Source organism: Pseudomonas sp. NFACC39-1 (assembly GCF_900110355.1).
Classification (GTDB): Bacteria; Pseudomonadota; Gammaproteobacteria; order Pseudomonadales; family Pseudomonadaceae; genus Aquipseudomonas; species Aquipseudomonas tehranensis.
Window position 1 is genome coordinate 274514 of record NZ_FODL01000001.1, and the last position, 15623, is coordinate 290136.

Sequence of the window (15623 nt, forward strand, 5' to 3'; positions counted from 1 at the left end):
TCGCTGAAGACGGCTTTGACCGCACCGGCTCGAACACTGTCGCTGAAGACGGCTTTGACCGTACTGGCTCGAACGCTATCGCTGAAGATGGCTTTGACCGCACTAACACCGCCTCCCTCAGCTAATCCCAACGAGGCTCTCTCACAGCCCGGCTTCGGCCGGGCTTAGTTGTTTTTGAGCTACAGAAAACGGTCAGCCTCAAGCCGAACACCAAAGTGGTGTCACTGAAGAACAAATTGTGGGAGCGGGCTTGCTCGCGAAGAGGTCAGCACATTCAACCCCTACGTCGCCTGCCACATCGTCATCGCGAGCAGGCTCGCTCCCACAGGATTCTGTGGCAGACGAAAGCTCCGTGAACCCTGAAGAGCAAATGAGTGAGCAGGCTTGCCAGGTGCTGACAAAAACAGGCGCCGCCTGCACTATCCACAACATCCTCAAAACCCATCCCCCAGGACCCTCTCCTCATGCCCGACGACATCCACTACTACGAACCCGCCCAGGGCCACGGCCTGCCCCACGACCCGTTCAACGCCATCGTCGGCCCACGCCCCATCGGTTGGATTTCCTCCCAGGACGCCGAAGGGCACCTGAACCTGGCGCCCTACAGTTTTTTCAATGCCTTTAACTACATTCCGCCGATCATCGGCTTCTGCAGCGTCGGGCGCAAAGACAGCCTGAACAACATCGAGCAGACCGGCGAATTTGCCTGGAACCTGGCGACACGCCCGTTGGCCGAACAGATGAACCAGAGCTGCGCCATGGTCGCGCCAAAGGTCAATGAATTCGAACTGGCCGGTTTGACGCCAGCGCCATCACGGGTGATTCAGGTGCCACGCGTCGCGCAAAGCCCGGTGTCCTTCGAATGCAAGGTCACCCAGATCATCCAGTTGCAGCGTGCGGACCAGGTGTTGGTGCCCAGTTGGCTGATCCTAGGCGAGGTGGTCGCCGTGCATATCGCCAAATGGTTATTGAAGGATGGGGTATACGACACCGCCGCCGCCGAGCCGATTTTGCGCGGCGGCGGGCCGGCGGATTATTTCCAGCTGGGTCCCGAGGCGCTATTCAAGATGCATCGTCCTCAATAGAGATGCACACCGAACCCTGTGACACAACGATTATCTGTGGGAGCAAGGCTTGCCCGCGATGAAGACAACGCGGTCTGTCTTTGGAACCAAGGTGACAGCATCGCGGGCAAGCCTTGCTCCCACAACGTTAATCTCGCAGGTTCCAGATCAGCTCGCCCTCGTCGTCGACACCCTTGAGATGGGTCAGTTGCACGGCAGCAGCGTCATCAGCTTCGGTGGCCGTCTTGAAGCTCTGCTCTTCAAGCACCTTGTTGAAACGCGGCGCACCGGAACCACCAATGGCTTTGGTGGCAATCGCCGCGTAGTAGCCGCCGCCCTCTTTGGGGACGACCGCGGAAACAGCTTCGAAGGTTTCAAAGGCTTTACGTGCCATGTTGCGCATCCTGGCGATGGAAAATGACGCTCATTAAACCTTCAACCCGCCAGTTTGTGTACCTTCGCCAGGCCCCCTTCGGTCGCCTGGGCGGCGGACACTTCCCGGAAGGTGTGGAAATCCAGGCTGCTCACCACCAGGTCCTGTACCAGCTCGGCGAAGATCGCCATGGCCGGGGAATTGAAATAAGCATCCATCGCCTGTTGATTGACCCAGAGCCCGGACACCAGCCACAGATCAGCGTCGCATTGCGATTGCTGCAAGGCAAAATGCAGGCATCCGGGCGCCTGGCGCGAAGGCGCAATCAGCGTACTCAGGCGTGCACCCAATGGCTTGGAGCAACCGGAACGGGCCCGCACAAAGGCCATGTGACTGACGGGGATCTGTGTAGACATGTTCAACCTCCCAGGTAATCCGTTGTGCAGCCCGGGACAGGCTGCGACAGGATCAAAGGTTAAGCGCCACGACGCCAGCCTGGTTAGTCGATTCCTGCCGACCCATTGCACGATCCTGCGCGGGAGCGGGACCCAAGCGGTTCTCCATCCGCAAGGATTCGGGAAAGTTGAAACAAAAGGTTTCAAGCAAGTTTCGGTCACATTATGCCGCTGCGATTCGATGCACCGTGCAGGATCAGGCAAGCTTTCGACAGGATGTGGCTACCACTGCAACTTGCACAAACATAAGCTCTGCTCATCGCTCCGCATTTCCCGAGGATTCCGGCATGTCGCCGCTTGACCACGCCCACGTCCCGCTGGACACGCATCTGGAACAACAGCGCGCCGAACTGGCGTCGATCATCACCCGCAATACCTGTGAAGATGGCAGCTACGCCACGGCCATCGACTCGCTGAATCTGTCGCGCCACAGCCAACCCCATCAATTCGCCCCGGTGCTGGCGCGACCGGCGCTGTGCATCATGGCCCAGGGCAGTAAACAGGTGCGCCTGGCCGACGAGTTGTTCAACTACGACCCGCTCCATTACCTGGTGGTCTCGGTCTCGATGCCCCTGAGTGGTTGCGTCGCCAGCGTTTCGCCCGATCAACCGATCCTGGCCCTGCGCCTGGACATCGATCCGGCGGAAATCACCGCGCTGATCGCCGACGCGGGCCCGCTGGGCGTACCGACGCGTCCCACCGGTCGCGGCCTGTATGTAGAACGGCTGGACACGCCGATGCTCGACGCGGTGTTGCGCCTGACGCGGTTGCTGGACAGCCCGAAAGACATCGCCATGCTTGCGCCCTTGGTGCGCCGGGAGATTCTGTACCGCCTGCTGCGCAGCCCTCAGGGCTATCGGCTGTACGAAATCGCCATCACCAACAGTCAGAGCCATCGCATCAGCCAGGCGATCAAATGGCTCAACGGCCATTTCGAGCAACCGTTGCGCATCGATGACCTGGCCCGGGAAGTGAACCTCAGCGTCTCGACCCTGCATCACCGCTTCAAGGCCATGACGGCCATGAGCCCGCTGCAATACCAGAAGCAACTGCGCCTTCAGGAAGCCCGACGACTGATGCTGGCCGAAGGCCTGGAAGCCTCGGCGGCGGGGTATCGGGTGGGGTATGAAAGCCCTTCGCAGTTCAGCCGCGAGTACAGCCGCCTGTTCGGCGCGCCGCCGTTGCGGGATCTGGCGCGGTTGCGGATGACCGTCTGAGCTGTTTTTTGGATTGGCTGTGCCGGCCCTATCGCGAGCAGGCTCGCTCCCACAAGGGATCTGTATTGAACACAAACTCTCCGTTCACCCAGATCAACTGTGGGAGCGAGCCTGCTCGCGATGGGGCCAGTAAAGACACCCCACCTCTAGAATTCAAACCGCCCGCACCACATGCTTGATCTCCTGAAATGCCGCCAGCCCCCAAGGCCCCAACTCGCGGCCCATGCTGCTCTGCTTGTAACCGCCCCACGCCGCCTGGGGAAAGATCACCTGGGGGGCGTTGATCCACACCAACCCCGCCTGCAATGCATTGGCCACCTGTTCGGCAACTTCGGTATCGCGACTGACGACACTGGCCACCAGGCCAAAACGGCTGTCATTGGCCAGGGCAATCGCTTGCTCCAGGGTGGTAAAACGGCGCACACACAGCACCGGCCCGAAGATTTCTTCGCACCACAGCGCGCTGTCCACAGGCACGTCGGTGAAGACTGTCGGCTGTAGAAAATAGCCGCGCGGCAAATGCGCGGGGCGTTGTCCGCCGCACACCAGCGTCGCCCCGGCGCTCAGGCCCCGGTCGATGTGCCCGAGCACCCGCTGGTATTGCGCCTGGTTGACCAGCGCGCCCATCTCCACGTCAGGGTCAAACGGGTCAGCCACGCGAATCGCTTCGGCGCGAGTCTTGAGTCGTTGCAGGAATTCATCGGCCAGCTCATCGGCAACCAGCACGCGACTGGTGGCCGAGCACATTTGCCCGGCATTGAAGAAACCGCCACCGCAGGCCAGTTCCACCGCCAACTCCAGGTCAGCGTCGGCCAGCACCAACAACGAGGACTTGCCACCCAGTTCCAGGCTCACGCCCTTCACCGTTTCCGCCGCCCGTTGCATCACCTGCACGCCCACCGCATTGCTGCCGGTAAAGGAAATCTTCGCCACGCGCGGATCGCTCGCCAGCGGCGCCCCCACCGCCAGGCCTGTGCCACAGATCAGGTTGAACACACCCTGCGGCAAGCCACAGCCGCCGATGATCGACGCCAGTTCCAGCTCCGGCAACGGTGTGACCTCCGAAGGTTTGAGCACCACACAACAGCCGGCAGCCAAGGCCGGGGCGAGCTTCCAGGCGGTGGTGACCATCGGAAAATTCCACGGCACGATCAATCCCACCACACCGCAGGGTTCGCGGCGCAGGCGGGCACTGAAGTCTTCGCTGGGCAATGCCAGTGGGCTGTCCTGCCGGGCGTCCAGCCCTTCGGCCAGTTCGGCGTAGTACTCGAAGGTGGCGACCACGTCGTCGACATCGATGGCCGCTTCGAACAGGGGCTTGCCGTTATTGCTCGATTGCAAATGCATCAACCGCTCACGCGCGGCCTGCACACCCGCGGCGATACGGCGCAGAATCGCCCCGCGCTCGGTGCCGGTGGTGTTCGACCAGTGGGCCAACGCCTGGGTCGCCGCGTTCAGGGCCTGATCGACCGCACGCTCATCGCCGCCATTGACCGTGGTCAGCAGCGCCTCGGTGACCGGGTTGATCACCCGCAAATGCTGATCGCCCGATGACCATTGGCCGTTGATGTACAGGCCGTCCTGGGTGGTGGGGAAATTCATTGGGCCACCGCCATCATCCAGCGCGCCTGATCGATTTCGATCAGGGTCGGGCCCTGGCGGTTGTGGGCCGCCAGTAACGCGGCGCGCAATGACTCCACGCCGTCGACCGCGTGTGCAAAGCAGCCCAGGGCCTTGGCCACGCCAATGAAATCCGGGGTGTAGATGTCCACGCCCACCGGTTCAATGGCACGGTTGACCATGTATTTCTTGATCTCTTCGTAACCCTGGTTATTCCACAACAGCACGATCACTGGCACGCCTGCTTCCACGGCGCTGGCCAGCTCCGGCAAGGTGAACTGCAAGCCGCCATCACCGATCAGGCACACCACCGGCGGACGACCGTGACCGGCGTCGACGCCGCCGAGCCAGGCGCCGATGGCCGCCGGCAAGGCATAGCCGAGGGTGCCGTAGCCGGTGGAAGCATTGAACCAGCGACGTGGATGTTCCGGGTTGAAGGTCAGGTTGCCGGTGTACACCGGTTGCGTGGAGTCACCGACGAATACCGCGTCGGGCAAGGCCTGCAAAACCGTGTCGATGAACAAGGTCTGCGCGCGGGTCGCGACGTCCCAGTCCCGGTCCAGATCCGCCCGTAACCGCGCGGCACGCACCTGGCCCCAATCGCCGTCGCGCCGGGTTAGCGATTGTTGCTTCAACCCATTGAGCAAGGCCTGGCTGGCGCTGCGGGCATCGGCCACCAGCGCCAGGTGCGGTGGGTAGTTGCGCACGGTCTGGTCCGGGTCGATGTCGATGCGCAGCAATGCACCGGGGATCTCGAAGCCGCCGGCGAAGGTGATGTCGTAGTCGGTCTCGGCCAGCTCGGTGCCGATGGCCAGTACCACGTCGGCCTCGGCCACCAGGGCCCGGGTGGCCACCAGGCTTTGCGTGGAGCCGATCAGCAGAGGATGGCGGGACGGCAACAAGCCTTTGGCGTTGATGGTCAATGCCACGGGCGCGCCGAGGCATTCAGCCAGTTCGGTCAGTTCGCTGCCTGCGTCGATGGCACCGCCACCGGCCAGAATCAAGGGCCGCTGCGCCTTCGCCAGCATGGCCGACATCTGCGCCACCGCACTCGGCGCGGCCCCGGCACGGCAAATGTTCACTGGCGTGCTGGCGAGCAAGGCATCGGCGTCCTCGACCAGAACGTCCAACGGAATTTCGATGTGTACCGGCCGCGGGCGACCGGCCTGGAACAAGGCAAAAGCCCGAGCCAGTACCCCTGGCAACTCGGCGGCGGACATCAGCGTATGGGAAAACGCCGCCACGCCAGCCACCAACGCACTCTGGTTCGGCAGCTCATGCAACTTGCCGCGCCCGCCGCCCAACTGGCTGCGTGACTGCACGCTGGAGATCACCAGCATCGGGATCGAATCGGCGTAGGCCTGGCCCATGGCGGTGGTGATGTTGGTCATGCCGGGGCCGGTGATGATGAAGCACACACCGGGCTTGCCGCTGACGCGGGCATAACCGTCGGCCATGAACCCTGCACCCTGTTCGTGACGCGGCGTCACATGGCGGATGCTGGAACGGGCCAGCCCGCGATACAACTCGACGGTGTGCACGCCGGGAATCCCGAACACCTGCTCCACGCCATAACCTTCGAGTAACTTGACCAATACTTCGCCGCACGTCGCCATTGCCACTGCCCTTCTTGTTTTCGGGGAATGGCGTTATTGGAACGGCCAGGCCATAGCCGCAACAATGGATAAAAAGTCATACTAGCCATGTCCCCACGTCATGGCTCGATTCCCAATGAAACGCCTTCCCCCGCTCCCGGCGCTGCACACGTTTCTGATCACCGCCCAGTGCTGCAACTTCACCCGGGCGGCGGAACAGTTGCACATCACCCAGGGCGCGGTGAGTCGGCAGATCGCCGGGCTGGAGGAGCATTTGGGTTATGCGCTGTTCCTGCGTCAGGCACGGGGCCTGAGCCTGACGCCGCAGGGGCAGGCGTGGTTGCCACGGGTGCAACAGGTGTTCGGCCTGATCGCTGAAGCGGTGGAGCAGATCGGCGAGAAACGCCAGAACGTGCAACTCAAGGCGCCGACCTGCGTGCTGCGCTGGCTGATGCCGCGTTTGCTGCAATGGCAGAAGGAACGGCCGGACATACCGGTGGAGTTGACGACTACCGTCCGCCACGGCGTGGATTTCCAGCGCGAAACCTTCGACGCGGCGGTGGTCTACGGGCCGCCACCGGATGCATCGCTGGCGGGCCTGCACCTGTTCGATGAGCAACTGACCCCGGTGTGTTCACGTCCACTGCTTGAAGGTCCGGTGCCGCTGCGCACACCCGCCGACCTGCAACACCATCTGCTGCTGCACCCTACCGCGGACGAGCGCGACTGGAACGCCTGGCTGGAAGCAGCGGATGTGCAACTGAGCAACGTCAGCAAAGGCCAGCATTTCGAAACCCTGGACCTGGCGATGTCCATGGCCTCCCAAGGCACGGGCGTGGCGATTGGCGACTGGTCGCTGATCGGCGACGACCTGAGCGCTGGAAGGCTGGTGATGCCGTTCGAACTGAAGGTCAGGACCGGGTTGGCCTATCACTTGGTGTACCCGCGCAAATCCCAGGCTTCGGAGCAATTGCAGGAACTGATGGGCTGGTTGGTGGAACAGGCGCAGGCGCGCTAGGGGCCTTGAGAGCCAGACTTTAGGACCTGTGTAGGAGCTGTCGAGTGCAACGAGGCTGCGATCTTCCTCTGGACAAAGGAGTCTAGAGAGAAAAATCAAGATCAAAAGATCGCAGGCTTCGCCAGCTCCTACAGCAGATTCGGCACCTGCACCGGCTCGATCTGCGCCCAATGCGAGGTGTCTTCGCGATGCTGCTGCAAGTAGGGCAACACTGCCCCCAGCAACGGTTCCTTGAACGCGTCTTGAAACCGGTGAGCCAGGCCCGGTATCAGCTTCAGGCGGCTGCCGCGGATGTGCGCCGCGAGGTGCACGCCATGCATCACCGGCAACAACGGGTCGGCGGTACCGTGGACCACCAGGGTCGGCACGCGCAGTTGATTGAGCAGCGCCACCCGGCTCGGCTCGGCCATGATCGCCATGATCTGGCGCTGCACGCCTTCGGGGTTGAAGGCCCGGTCATAGGCCTGGGCGGCCTGATGCAACAGTGCCTGACGATCATCCACCACCATCGGGCTGCCCAGGGCGGCCAGCAGATCGGCCTGTTGTTCCAGGGCCACTTCACGATTCGGCGCACTGCGCCGGGACAACAGCTTCACCAGCGTTTCACTCGGTGCCGGCAGGCCCTCGGCACCCGAACTGGTCATGATCAGCGTCAGGCTCTCCACCCGCTGCGGCGCCATGGCCGCCATGTGCTGGGCGATCATCCCGCCCATGCTCACCCCCAGCACGTGAAAGCTTTGCACTTGCAACGCATCCATCAACCCCAAGCCGTCGTCGGCCATGTCGGTCAAAGTGTAGGGAGCAGCCACGGGCAGGCCCAACTTGTAGCGCAAGGCTTCAAAGGCCAGGTTGGCGCTGCCGGGCGCCTGGCGCCAGGCGGACAAACCCACATCGCGGTTGTCGTAGCGGATCACCCGGAAACCCTGCTCGCAGAGGGCCGCCACCACTTCGTCCGGCCAATGGATCAACTGCCCACCCAAGCCCATCACCAGCAACAACGCCGGGTCGGAGGCACGGCCGATGCTCTGGTACGCCAGGCTGACCTGATCCAGATCGACCCGTTGGGTCGCAACATTGACATCACAGCGAGAAGCCGCCATCGACGGCAGGCCGAATAACAACGCGGCCAGGAAGATAAATACACGCATGAAGAAACACCAAAACGCAGAACCCCAGTAGAGCGCGAGTCTGATGAAGTTTGTTCAAGCGCGCTGCCACAGTTGCGTGACAGTTTGATGAAGATTGCCAAATGGTCGCTCCACCCGGTCAAATGAAGCAAAGCAGAGCACTTCCCCTGTGGCGAGGGGATTTATCCCCGCTGGACTGCGCAGCAGGCCCAAACCAGCAACTCAATAAACCTGATAGATCTGGGGGGCTGCTTCGCAGCCCAGCGGGGATAAATCCCCTCGCCACAGGTCAGGTGCATGCCTGTAAGAGTATTCGGGCTTCAGGCCAACTGACTCCGCAACTGCCGGGCCGCCGCCACCATGTTCACCAGCGCGGCTTCTGTTTCCGGCCACGCCCGGGTCTTCAAGCCGCAATCGGGGTTGACCCACAGTCGGTCCGCCGCGATCCGTTTCACCGCCTTGCTCATCAACGCGACCATCTCCGCCGTGTCCGGCACCCGTGGCGAGTGAATGTCATACACACCTGGGCCGATGTCGTTGGGGTACTCGAACGCTTCGAACGCGTCCAGCAACTCCATGTCCGAACGCGAGGTTTCAATGGTGATGACGTCGGCGTCCATGGCGGCGATGGCCTTGATCACGTCATTGAACTCGCTGTAGCACATGTGGGTGTGGATCTGGGTTTCGTCGCCCACACCCGAGGCGCTCAAGCGGAACGCTTGCACCGCCCAATCCAGATACTCCTGCCATTGCCCACGGCGCAGGGGCAAACCTTCACGGAACGCGGCCTCGTCGATCTGCACGATTTTGATCCCGGCTTTTTCCAGGTCCAGCACTTCGTCACGCAGGGCCAGGGCCAGCTGTTGCGCCTGGACCTGACGCGAGACGTCCTCGCGCGGGAACGACCACATCAGCATGGTCACGGGGCCGGTAAGCATGCCCTTCATCACCTTGTCAGTCAGGCTTTGTGCGTAGCGGATCCAGTCGACGGTCATCGCTTTCGGCCGGCTGATATCGCCGTAGATGATTGCCGGCTTCACACAACGCGAACCATAGCTCTGGACCCAGCCGAAACGGGTGAAAGCATAGCCGTCCAGTTGCTCGGCGAAATACTCCACCATGTCGTTGCGTTCGGCTTCGCCATGTACCAGCACATCCAGGCCCAAGCGTTCCTGGATCTGCACGGCATGGCGGATCTCAGTGTGCATGGCGTCCTGATAATCGTTGGCCGACAGCTTGCCTTGCTTGTAGGCCTGGCGCGCCAGGCGGATCGCCGGAGTCTGCGGGAAGGAGCCGATGGTGGTGGTGGGAAAGGCCGGTAACTTCAGGCGTGCGCGCTGCTGCGCCATGCGCTGGGCAAACGGCGAATGCCGCTGGCTGTCCTGGGGTCCTATCGCGGCGAGGCGCGCCTGGACCTCGGCCTTGTGAATGCGTGTCGAGCCGGCACGACGAGCATGCACGTCACGGCTGTCGGCCAGGGCGTGTTGCACGCCGGGCGCCTGTGGATCGTTGAGCGCATCGCGCAGTACCGCCACTTCCCCGCACTTTTGCACAGCAAAGGCCAGCCAGCTCTTGAGTTCAGGGTCCAGTCGGTCTTCACGCTCCAGGTCCACGGGGCTGTGCAACAGTGAGCAAGAGGTGCTGACCCAGAGGTTGTCGCCAAACCGCTCCTGAGCCGGCTGCAATTGCGCCAGCGCCTGTTCCAGTTCACAGCGCCAGACATTGCGGCCATTGACCAGCCCCACCGACAGGATCTTGTAGGTGGGCAGGCGATCGAGCACCTGGCCCAGTTGTTCCGGCGCCCGCACCGCGTCGATGTGCAAACCGTCCACCGGCAGGCTCACCGCCAGACCGAGGTTGTCTTCCAGGCCACTGAAATAGGTCGCCACCAGTTTTTTCAGCGGCGAATACTGAAGGATGTGATAGGCCCGCTCGAAAGCACTTTTCCAGGCCAGGGGCAGGTCGAGGGTAAGGATCGGCTCGTCGATCTGCACCCACTCAACGCCCTGGGCCTTGAGGCGATTGAGGATTTCACCGTAGACCGGCAGCAGGCGCTCCAGCAGGTCGAGTTTGTCGAAGTCCTCGCCCTTGGCCTTGCCCAGCCACAGATAGGTCAAAGGGCCGATGATCACCGGTTTGACCCGATGTCCCAGGGCATGGGCCTCATCCACTTCGTCGAACAGTTGCTCCCAACTCAGGGCGAAGCGCTGGTCGGCGGAAAACTCCGGGACCAGGTAGTGGTAGTTGGTGTCGAACCACTTGGTCAGTTCCTGAGCGTATTGGGCTTGCCCGTGATCGGCAGCGCAGCAAGCCGCAGTGGCGCCTCGGGCCATGGCGAACAGCGTGTCCAGGGTCGGCTTGGCCTGGGCATCGAGGGTGTTGTGGAATCGCGACGGGACGGCACCCAGGGTCAACGTGTGGCTGAGCACCTGGTCGTACCAGGCGAAATCACCGACCGGCAGCAGGTCGATGCCGGCATCTTTCTGCAGTTGCCAGTGCCGGGCCCGCAATTCACGGCCCACCACTTGCAGCGCGGCCGCTGCCAAGTCGCCCTTCCAGTAGGCTTCCAGGGCTTTTTTCAATTCGCGGTCTGCGCCGATGCGGGGAAAACCTAAGGTGTGGGCCAGGGCCATGGTGTGTGTCCTCCTGTAAAAGATGGCGCCATTGTCGACAGCCAGCCCCACATGAGACAAACTCAACCTTTTCGTGTTGATCACGAGTTTTACTCATGGAGCCCACGGTGCTTGAAATCCGCCACCTCAAGACCCTGCATGCCCTGCGCGAAGCCGACAGTCTGGTCGAAGCCGCCGAACGCCTGCATTTGACCCAGTCCGCGCTTTCCCACCAGTTCAAGGAACTGGAAGAACGCCTGGGCATGCAGTTATTCGTGCGCAAGACCAAACCGGTGCGCTTCACCAGCGCCGGCCTGCGCTTGCTGCAACTGGCCGACGCGACCTTGCCGTTGTTGCGCAGCGCCGAGCGGGACATCGGTCGGCTGGCCGGTGGCACCGCCGGGCGTTTGCACATGGCCATTGAGTGCCACAGTTGCTTTCAGTGGCTGATGCCGACCATCGACCAGTTCCGCGATGCCTGGCCGGAAGTCGAACTGGACCTGGCCTCGGGTTTCGCCTTCGCGCCGCTGCCGGCCCTGGCCCGGGGCGACCTGGACCTGGTGGTGACCTCCGACCCGCTGGAACTGGCGGGCATCACCTACGTACCGCTGTTCACCTACGAAGCGATGCTCGCGGTGGCCAACCAGCACCGGCTGGCGAATAAGCCCTACATCGTGCCCGAAGACCTGGTCAGCGAAACCCTGATCACCTACCCGGTGGAGCGCGATCGCCTGGACATCTTCACCCGTTTCCTGGAACCGGCCGACATCGAGCCGGCCCAGGTGCGCACGTCTGAACTGACGGTGATGATGATGCAACTGGTGGCCAGCGGCCGTGGCGTCTGCGGCATGCCCCACTGGGCGCTGCATGAATACAGTTCGCGCGGTTATGTAAAGGCCAAACGGCTGGGGGAGAAAGGTTTGTTCGCCACGCTGTATGCGGCGGTGCGCACCGACATGCTCGATGCGCCGTACATGCGCGACTTTCTGCTGACGGCCAAGGACACTTCGTTTTCGACCCTCGATGGTGTCAGTGCCGTGCGCTGACGGGCATTCTTCATGTGGCGAGGGGATTTATCCCCGTTGGGCTGCGAAGCGGCCCCCAAACCAGGCAACTCGGTGTGTCAGGAAAATTGAGCTCGCTGCTTTAGGGCCGCTTCGCAGCCCAGCGGGGATAAATCCCCTCGCCACAAAAGCTCAATCGTCATGCCAGGTTTTACAGTTCGCGCCACATATGGATCTTGTCGAGATAGTCCTCACCCACCCGTATCGCCTGCGGTTCGAGGCCATATTGCACAAAACCGCAACGCTGATAGAGCTTCAGGGCCGGGGCGTTGCCGGCGGTAACGGTCAGTTGCACCAGGCGCAAAAAACTGTGGCGGCGGGCTTCGGCGAGGGCCGCTTGCAGCAATTGGTAGCCGAGCCCCCGATGGCAATAGGCAGCGGTGACATACATGCCGAACAACGTGGCCTTGTGCCGGGCTTTTTCCCGCGGCTCCAGGGACAGCCCGACAATACCCACCAGCTCATGCTCGACAAACGCCCCCAACAACACATCGAGCCGACTGCTCAGACGTGATTCCCACCACCTCATTGGCATCGCCGCTCGCTCGCTGACGCTAGAGGTGAAGGCCTGGGGATGAAGCGCGTAGGCCTGGAGCATCAGGTCGCGATACGCCTGGGCATCACCCGCGGCGAGCCGTCGAATATTCACGCCGAACGCCGTTGCTCAAGCATCAGGCGCAACGCCAGCGCGCCGAGCACAAAACCCATGAAGTAGCGCTGCGCCGCCAGCCAGGTGGGGTTATGGACAAACCAGGAGGCAATGCCGGCGGCGAACAGGGCAATCAGCAGGTTGACGCTGAAACTGACGCTGATCTGGGTCAGCCCCAGGATGATGCTCTGTGTGAACAACGAACCGTGTTCCGGGCTGATGAACTGGGGGAATACCGACAGGTAAAACACTGCAATCTTTGGATTCAGGGCGCTGGTGAGAAACCCCATGGTGATCAGCTTGCGCGTCGAATCCGCTGGCAATTGCTGGGCCTGGAACGGTGAACGCGCACCGGGCTTGACTGCCTGCCAGGCCAGCCACAGCAGGTACAGCGCGCCGGCCCATTTCAATAATTCATACGCCATGGGCACCGCCAGGAACACCGCCGTCAGCCCCGCCGCCGCGGCAAACATGTGCACGAAGAAGCCCGCCACCACACCCAGCAGGGAGGTGACGCCGGCCTTGCGGCCCTGGCAGATCGAACGGGAAATCAAGTAGATCATGTTCGGGCCGGGCGTGAGTACCATCAGCAACGCGGCGGCGGCGAAAATCAGCAGGTCCGGCAATGGAATCATGGGCGTCAGTCCTTGAGTCTGGGGTCAGCACGTCTCGAGAAGGCTGGCTCGATAAAACGGCAGGATCACCTCGCCTGTCAACGGCGCCAGCAGCAGATCACTGCCGCCGGCCGGGTCGATCCAGCACACTTCTTCAATCTCGGCGGCGGGAGAAACCGGCGCATCAATACTCAGCAAAAAAACTTCAGCCTGCACGACAAAACCCGGTTCGTTGGCGGCCGGAGCGCTGAACGGCCCCAGGTAACGGGCCTGTGCCGGATCAATCGTCAGCCCAAGCTCTTCGGCCAGCTCACGGACCAGGGCCTGGACCGGCTGCTCATGGGCCTCGATCTTGCCGCCCGGTTGCATGAAGGCCTGGGTGCCGCGCTTGCGCACCAGCAAGGTCCGACCGTCCGGTCCGATCAACAGGGCGGCGGCGATGCGGATGATGGGAGTGGTCATGATGAATAAAAGCCCCGGGCAGAAAATTGCCCGCAAGACTACAGAGCGCAGCGACAGGAGCAAAGCCTGACGCCGCCCTTAGACTCAACACAAAACCACTGTGGGAGCAGTTTTTGTGGGAGCCAAGCTTGCTCGCGATGGGGCGACGCGGTTTAACTGCAGGACCGCGTCATCGTTCATCGCGAGCAAGCTTGGCTCCCACAAAGCCCGCTCCCACAGTTGATTTCGTCGTCTGTCCGAGTCCCATCACCCCAACATCGGCTTCGGCACCGAAGGATCTTCTTCTTCGGGAATTTTGACGAACACGCTGTACCGCGCGCCCTCCATCGATTCGAAAGCGATGAGCTTTTCCACCAGCGGCGCGCTCAGCACCTTGCCGGCGTTGAGCAACAGCATGCCGTTGTCGGCGTTGAGGTTGCGGGCCAGGGTCATGCCGGCCGTCAGATCGCGGGTGGTCATGACCTGCACCGTCGGATCCGACAAGGTCACGTCGTCCAGGTATTCACCACACGCCTTGATGAAGTCCTCCACCATGCCCGGGTCGTACAGTTTGCCGGCGTATTTACGGATGTAGACCAACGCTTCGTCGCTGTTCATCTGCCGCTCCAGGATCAACCCGCGCTGCAGTTCGATGAAGTCCACCGCCAGTTTCAACAGCCGCGAACCGAACGGAATGGCCTCGCCCCGCAGATGGTCGGGAAAACCACTGCCGTCCCAACGTTCCTGGTGATGGAGGATGATGCGCGCGGCGTCTTTCATCGGGTCCAGGGTCATCAGCAGCGACTCGCTCTGCTTCGGATAGGCCCGGTAGAGATCAAGCTCGGTGTGGTGCAGCATGTCGGCGGGCGTGACCATCATGTTGTCGGTCCAGCTCAGTTTGCCGATGTTGTAGAGCGCCGCAGCCATGGTCAGGTCGCGGTCGGTGGACTCATCCAGAAAGTGGAGCCTGCTGTAGACCCGGATCAGCTCGATGATCTGCCGGTTGGTCTGCTTGGCCTTGGGCAGACGCAGGTTGGCGATCAGCGAAAACACTTCGGTGCCCGTCACATAGCTGCGCTTGAGCTCGTCATAGGCCAGGTCGAGCATGTCGGCGGTCTGCTGCAGCTCGGCGGTGCGCGACGCCACACGTTTTTCCAGGGTGGTGTTGAGTATCCGCAGTTGTTCGTTCTGTTCGCGGTTCAGCGCTTCGAGGCGCTGGCGCTCACTTTCAGAGTGCTGGTGCGCCAAGGCCTGACGCAGGGCCTGCACCAGTTCCTCATCGTTCCAGGGTTTGCTGAGGTAGCGATAGAGCTGCCCCTCGTTGATGGCCTTGGTCATCATCTCCACATCGGCATAACCGGTGAGCAGGATGCGCAAGGTCGACGGATAAAGCTTGCGAATCTGCGCCAGCAGCGTGGCGCCGTCCATGTTGGGCATGCGGGCATCGGTCATGACCAGGTCGACCGGCCGCTCCTTGAGGATTTCCAGGGCCTTGGCGCCGCTGTCGGCCAGCAGGATCTCATATGGCTGGCTGCGCAATAACCGGCGCAGGCTATTGAGAATCGACTCTTCGTCATCGACCAACAGCACCGTCGGCTTCCTGACCGGTACATCCTGCGATTGATCTTCCATTGGACCCCCCTCCTGTTAACGACACCTGTTCTACCCTACCCCCGAATTAGAGGCTAGTAGATTGCGTGAATTTAGACACGATTTTGCCTTGACCGGCCGAGCGCATCCCAATGAGACAGCTATGCTGTAGACCATGAAGGGC

General features: G+C 62.0%; 14 protein-coding genes. 4 read left to right on the plus strand and 10 right to left on the minus strand.

The window, feature by feature from the left end; genetic code table 11:
- The first annotated feature begins 464 nt into the window (after window positions 1-464).
- Window positions 465-1085 (plus strand): flavin reductase family protein, encoded by a 621-nt coding sequence (locus BMY45_RS01225; protein ID WP_092393478.1) that lies wholly within the window; start codon window positions 465-467, stop codon window positions 1083-1085.
- A gap of 127 nt (window positions 1086-1212) precedes the next feature.
- On the opposite strand, the gene BMY45_RS01230 is transcribed toward BMY45_RS01225, so the two are convergent.
- Window positions 1213-1458 carry a hypothetical protein gene (locus BMY45_RS01230; protein WP_092393481.1) on the minus strand — a complete coding sequence of 82 codons (246 nt, stop codon included), beginning with the start codon at window positions 1456-1458 and terminating at the stop codon, window positions 1213-1215.
- A gap of 41 nt (window positions 1459-1499) precedes the next feature.
- Window positions 1500-1853: a putative quinol monooxygenase gene (locus BMY45_RS01235; protein ID WP_092393484.1), complete on the minus strand. Its 354-nt coding sequence runs from the start codon at window positions 1851-1853 to the stop codon at window positions 1500-1502.
- 326 nt (window positions 1854-2179) lie between these two features.
- On the opposite strand from BMY45_RS01235, the gene BMY45_RS01240 reads away from it, so the two are divergent.
- Window positions 2180-3109 carry an AraC family transcriptional regulator gene (locus tag BMY45_RS01240; RefSeq protein ID WP_092393487.1) on the plus strand — a complete coding sequence of 310 codons (930 nt, stop codon included), beginning with the start codon at window positions 2180-2182 and terminating at the stop codon, window positions 3107-3109.
- A 153-nt stretch (window positions 3110-3262) separates the two neighbouring features.
- On the opposite strand, the gene BMY45_RS01245 is transcribed toward BMY45_RS01240, so the two are convergent.
- Window positions 3263-4711, minus strand: a complete 1449-nt coding sequence (locus BMY45_RS01245; protein WP_092393490.1) for an aldehyde dehydrogenase family protein — start codon at window positions 4709-4711, stop codon at window positions 3263-3265.
- The gene (locus tag BMY45_RS01250; protein WP_092393493.1) at window positions 4708-6345 is read right to left on the minus strand and encodes a 5-guanidino-2-oxopentanoate decarboxylase; all 1638 of its coding nucleotides are present in this window, start codon (window positions 6343-6345) and stop codon (window positions 4708-4710) included. The genes BMY45_RS01245 and BMY45_RS01250 overlap by 4 nt, the downstream gene beginning before the upstream one ends.
- A gap of 115 nt (window positions 6346-6460) precedes the next feature.
- Between BMY45_RS01250 and BMY45_RS01255 the strand changes: the two genes are divergently transcribed.
- A complete protein-coding gene (locus BMY45_RS01255) occupies window positions 6461-7342 on the plus strand; it encodes a LysR substrate-binding domain-containing protein (protein ID WP_092393496.1) in 882 nt (293 codons plus the stop codon).
- Between the two features lie 128 nt (window positions 7343-7470).
- Here the strand turns inward: BMY45_RS01255 and BMY45_RS01260 are convergent, their stop codons facing one another.
- Both BMY45_RS01260 and metE read right to left on the minus strand, forming a co-directional pair.
- On the minus strand, window positions 7471-8490 hold the full coding sequence (locus BMY45_RS01260; protein WP_092393499.1) for an alpha/beta fold hydrolase: 1020 nt from the start codon (window positions 8488-8490) through the stop codon (window positions 7471-7473).
- Between the two features lie 299 nt (window positions 8491-8789).
- Window positions 8790-11102, minus strand: coding sequence for a 5-methyltetrahydropteroyltriglutamate--homocysteine S-methyltransferase (gene metE / locus BMY45_RS01265; protein ID WP_092393502.1), 2313 nt, complete (start codon window positions 11100-11102; stop codon window positions 8790-8792).
- 107 nt (window positions 11103-11209) lie between these two features.
- Here metE and metR point away from each other — a divergent pair, with 107 nt between their 5' ends.
- Entirely contained in the window at window positions 11210-12127 is a 918-nt protein-coding gene (gene metR, locus BMY45_RS01270; RefSeq protein ID WP_047230407.1) for a transcriptional regulator MetR, read from the plus strand.
- A 169-nt stretch (window positions 12128-12296) separates the two neighbouring features.
- Here the strand turns inward: metR and BMY45_RS01275 are convergent, their stop codons facing one another.
- The 4 genes from BMY45_RS01275 to BMY45_RS01290 form a co-directional block, all read right to left on the minus strand.
- Window positions 12297-12794, minus strand: coding sequence for a GNAT family N-acetyltransferase (locus BMY45_RS01275; RefSeq protein ID WP_092393505.1), 498 nt, complete (start codon window positions 12792-12794; stop codon window positions 12297-12299).
- On the minus strand, window positions 12791-13429 hold the full coding sequence (locus BMY45_RS01280) for a LysE family translocator (protein ID WP_092393508.1): 639 nt from the start codon (window positions 13427-13429) through the stop codon (window positions 12791-12793). Before BMY45_RS01280 ends, BMY45_RS01275 begins: the two co-directional genes overlap by 4 nt.
- Window positions 13430-13453: 24 nt before the next feature.
- Window positions 13454-13870, minus strand: a complete 417-nt coding sequence (locus BMY45_RS01285) for an NUDIX hydrolase (RefSeq protein ID WP_092393511.1) — start codon at window positions 13868-13870, stop codon at window positions 13454-13456.
- Between the two features lie 246 nt (window positions 13871-14116).
- On the minus strand, window positions 14117-15481 hold the full coding sequence (locus BMY45_RS01290) for a response regulator c-di-GMP phosphodiesterase, NosR family (protein WP_092393514.1): 1365 nt from the start codon (window positions 15479-15481) through the stop codon (window positions 14117-14119).
- Between the last annotated feature and the right edge of the window lie 142 nt (window positions 15482-15623).